Origin of the sequence: Microbacterium sp., from assembly GCF_031178525.1 — a bacterium.
Lineage (GTDB): Bacteria > Actinomycetota > Actinomycetes > Actinomycetales > Microbacteriaceae > Microbacterium.
Map to the genome: position 1 here is coordinate 1 of NZ_JAPSJA010000231.1, position 3,633 is coordinate 3,633.

The window sequence follows — 3,633 nt, forward strand, 5'->3', positions numbered from 1 at the left end:
GCCTGAATGAAGAGGCGACCCTGCCGCTCGTCCTCGAGACGATGCCCTCGGCGATCCCCGGGATCGACGAGATCGAGATCCTCGTGATCGACGACGGGTCGACCGACCGCACGATCGAGGTCGCCCGATCGTACGGCGTACGCCACTTCGTGCACCACACGCGCAACATGGGGCTGGCCCGCTCCTTCCGCGACGGGGTGGAGTACGCGCTCGGCGTCATGGGCGCCGACATCGTCGTGAACACCGACGGCGACAACCAGTACCCGCAGCAGATGATCGGCGAGCTCGTCCAGCCGCTGCTGCGCGGCGAGGCCGACATCGCCATCGGCGACCGCCAGACCGCTACGATCGCGCACTTCTCGCCCTTCAAGAAGTTCATGCAGCGGGTGGGCAGCCAGGTCGTCAACTTCGCGGCCGGCACCGAGCTCCCGGATGCCGCGAGCGGCTTCCGCGCCTACTCCCGCCAGGCGCTCATCCGCCTCAACATCGTGACGCAGTTCTCGTACTGCATGGAGACGATCATCCAGGCCGGCAACAAGCGCCTGAAGATCGCGAGCGTGCCGATCACGACGAACCCGAAGACGCGCGAGTCGCGGCTGTTCACGAACATCTTCCAGCACATGGCGAAGTCGGGTCAGGCGATCCTGCGCAGCTACATCATGTTCAAGCCGCACACGATCTTCACGACGCTCGGCGTGGTGCTGCTGATCGGCGGACTGATCCCCTTCGTGCGGTTCCTGATCCTGAACTGGATGGGCGCCGCGGGCGATCACATCCAGTCGCTGATCCTCGGTTCGTCGCTGCTCGTCGGATCGCTGCTCTCGTTCGCGCTGCTTGTCATCTCCGACCTGCTGCGAACGAACCGGGTGCTGCTCGAGGACACCCTGCAGCGCATCAAGGAGCTGCAGTACGGCGCGGACACCGCTGCCGCGCCCGCCGTGCGCGACCTGGAGAGGCTGCCGGATCCCGGCCCGCTCGCGGCGCCCGAGGTGCGCCCGGTGCCCGTCGAGCTTCAGCCGGAGAGCGCGGGATCAGCCCGGACGACCTCGTGATCGTCTCGTTCGGCACCTACGACGCCGTCAAGCACCCTCGCGTGGGCATCATCGTCGACGGGCTGCGCGAGCGCGGCGAGGAGGTGCGCGAGCTCAACCATCCACTGGGCTTCAGCACGGCCGAGCGGGTGCGCATGCTGAAGCAGCCGTGGCGGCTGCCCGCGTTGGCGTGGCGCCTGCTCACGTGCTGGATCGCCCTGCGCCGCGACGCGCGCGCCCTCCTGAAGACGGGCGTCGTGCCCGACGCCGTGCTCGTCGGCTACATGGGTCACTTCGACGTGCTGCTGGCGCGGCGGCTCTTCCGCGGCTCGACGATCGTGCTCGATCACCTGATCTTCGCAGGCGACACGGCGCAGGACCGCGGCGCACAGGGCCTGCGTGTGCGACTGCTGCGCGGCCTCGACATGCGCGCGCTGAATGCGGCGGACATCGTGATCGTCGACACCGTCGAGCACCTCGCGATGCTCCCCGACCGCTCGAAGGGCGTGCACGTGCCGGTCGGCGCCCGCGCCGAGTGGTTCGACGCGCGTGCCGCGCGGCAGGACGCGCAGGAAGCTCCCCTGTCGCTGATCTTCTTCGGGCTGTTCACGCCGCTGCAGGGCGCGCCGACGATCGCCGCGGCCCTGCGCCGCGCGCACGAGGCCGGCGCGGACTTCACGGCCACGATCGTCGGCACGGGTCAGGACTACGAAAAGGCCCGCGTGGCGGCCGGGGATCTGCCGGCCGTGACGTGGACCGACTGGGTGGACGCGCACGAGCTGCCGGCGCTGGTCGCGCGGCACGACGTGTGTCTGGGCGTGTTCGGCACGTCGGGCAAGGCGCGCCGCGTCGTGCCCAACAAGGTGTACGAGGGGGCCGCGGCCGGATGCGCGATCGTGACGGGAGACACGCCCCCGCAGCGCGCGGCCTTCGGCGAGGCCGCGCTGTACGCCGAGCCGGGCGATGCCGCCGCGCTGGCCGACGTGATCGCGGGGCTCGCGACGTCGCGTGAGCGCGTGGCGGCCGCGCGCAAGGCTGCGGCGGACACCGCCGAGGGCTTCCGCGCCCGCGATGTCGTGATGCCGCTGCATGCGCGCCTCCGCCCGACCGGCGAGACCCGATGAAGCGGGTCCTCGGGGTCCTGCGCTCGCCCGTCGTGAAGTGGGCGTTCCTCGCGCTCGCGCTCGCGTTCGCGGCGTACTTCGTCGGGACCCGCTGGAACGAGATCGTCGCTGCGCTCGCGCGGATGCCCGCGTGGTCGCCGCTGCTCGCGCTGATCGCGAGCGCCGTGTACGTGGGGCTCACGCTGGAGTCGTGGCGTCGCATCCTGCACGACCTCGGCCATCCGATCGCGCTGCGGCCCGCCGTCGCGCTGTTCGGCGTGAGCCAGATCGCGAAGTACATCCCGGGTGGCGTGTGGAACATCGCCGCAGCGGCCGACCTCGGCCGGGCGCACGGCATCCCCGCCCGCCATTCGGTCGCGGCCATGACGGTCGCGCTGCTGATCTCGCTCGTGTCGGGCGTCGGGATCGGCGCGCTCGGCTTCCTGATCGCACCCACGCCGGCGCTCGCCGACTGGGCGTGGCTGATGTGGCTGGGCGTGCCCCTGCTGGTGCTGCTCGTGCCCCCCGTGATGAACCGTGTCATCGGATTCGCGTGGCGCGTGCTGCGACTCGAGCCGCTCGAGACGCCCGGCGGCATGCTCTCGACGCGCGGTGTGGGCGTCGCGACGCTGTGGGCCGCGCTGGCGTGGATCGTGGCAGGCACCGCTGTGGCCGCGCTCGCGATCGGCCTCGGGGCCCCGGCGACCGTGCACACCGTGATCCAGTGCATCGGCGGATACGCGCTGGCATGGGTGATCGGCTTCCTGTTCGTGATCGCCCCCGCCGGTGCCGGCGTCCGCGAGGTCGTGCTCGCCGCCGCGCTGGCGGGCACGCTCGCGTCGGCCGAGATCGTCACCCTCGTACTGCTGAGCCGTGTGCTGCTGACCGTCGTCGACCTCGGCTTCGCCGCGGTCGGCGGGGCCGAGACGCGCCTCGCACGCCGACGCCTCAGGGCGGCGAAGTGAGCACCGCGCTGCGCGTCCGCGCATGGCTCGAGCACGCGGCGCTCGTGCTGCTCGGCCTCGGCGGCCCGTTCGCCTACGCGATGGCGTCGCCCATCTACTCCAGCGGCGACGAGGCCGCGCACGTCGACTACGCGCTGCAGGTGTGGCACGGGCGCCTCCCCGTGTTCGAGGATGGGCTCGAGCTGCAGAACACGGTGGGCGTGCACCCGCCGGTGCAGTGGACCGCCCACCACCCGCCGCTGCTGTACCTGCTGCTGGCGCCGTTCGTCGGCCCGCTGGCCGACGCGGGGAACATCGAGGGCGCCGGCATGGCCGGACGCTTCGTGATGGTCGCCCTGTCGGTGGCTCTGCTCTATACGGTGCGCGCGATCGGACGCCTGATGGTGCCGCAGGTGGCGGGCATCGGTCTGGCATCCGCACTGGTCGTCGGGCTCTCGGTGTGGTTCGTGCGCCTGGGCGGCTCCGTCTACACCGACACCCTCGCCGCGCTCGTGAGCGCGCTCGCGTTCTACGGCCTCCTCCGCCTGGCGCGCG

4 protein-coding genes are annotated in these 3,633 nt (G+C 71.5%); all 4 read left to right on the plus strand.

Translation table 11 applies throughout. From position 1 onward, the window contains the following. Positions 1-2 precede the first annotated feature (2 nt). Complete coding sequence (locus RIF89_RS12130; protein WP_309069364.1) at positions 3-1,052, plus strand: glycosyltransferase family 2 protein; 1,050 nt, start codon at positions 3-5, stop codon at positions 1,050-1,052. Beyond that, positions 1,049-2,155, plus strand: coding sequence for a glycosyltransferase (locus RIF89_RS12135; protein WP_309069365.1), 1,107 nt, complete (start codon positions 1,049-1,051; stop codon positions 2,153-2,155). The genes RIF89_RS12130 and RIF89_RS12135 overlap by 4 nt, the downstream gene beginning before the upstream one ends. Beyond that, entirely contained in the window at positions 2,152-3,099 is a 948-nt protein-coding gene (locus tag RIF89_RS12140) for a lysylphosphatidylglycerol synthase domain-containing protein (RefSeq protein ID WP_309069366.1), read from the plus strand. The genes RIF89_RS12135 and RIF89_RS12140 overlap by 4 nt, the downstream gene beginning before the upstream one ends. After that, positions 3,096-3,633: hypothetical protein (locus RIF89_RS12145; protein WP_309069367.1), on the plus strand; the 538-nt coding region annotated here is incomplete at its 3' end. The genes RIF89_RS12140 and RIF89_RS12145, both read left to right, overlap by 4 nt.

Excerpts from the sequence above, each read along its gene's own strand:
- RIF89_RS12140 (WP_309069366.1), top strand. The coding sequence starts at position 2,152 with ATGAAGCGGGTCCTCGGGGTCCTGCGCTCGCCCGTCGTGAAGTGGGCG.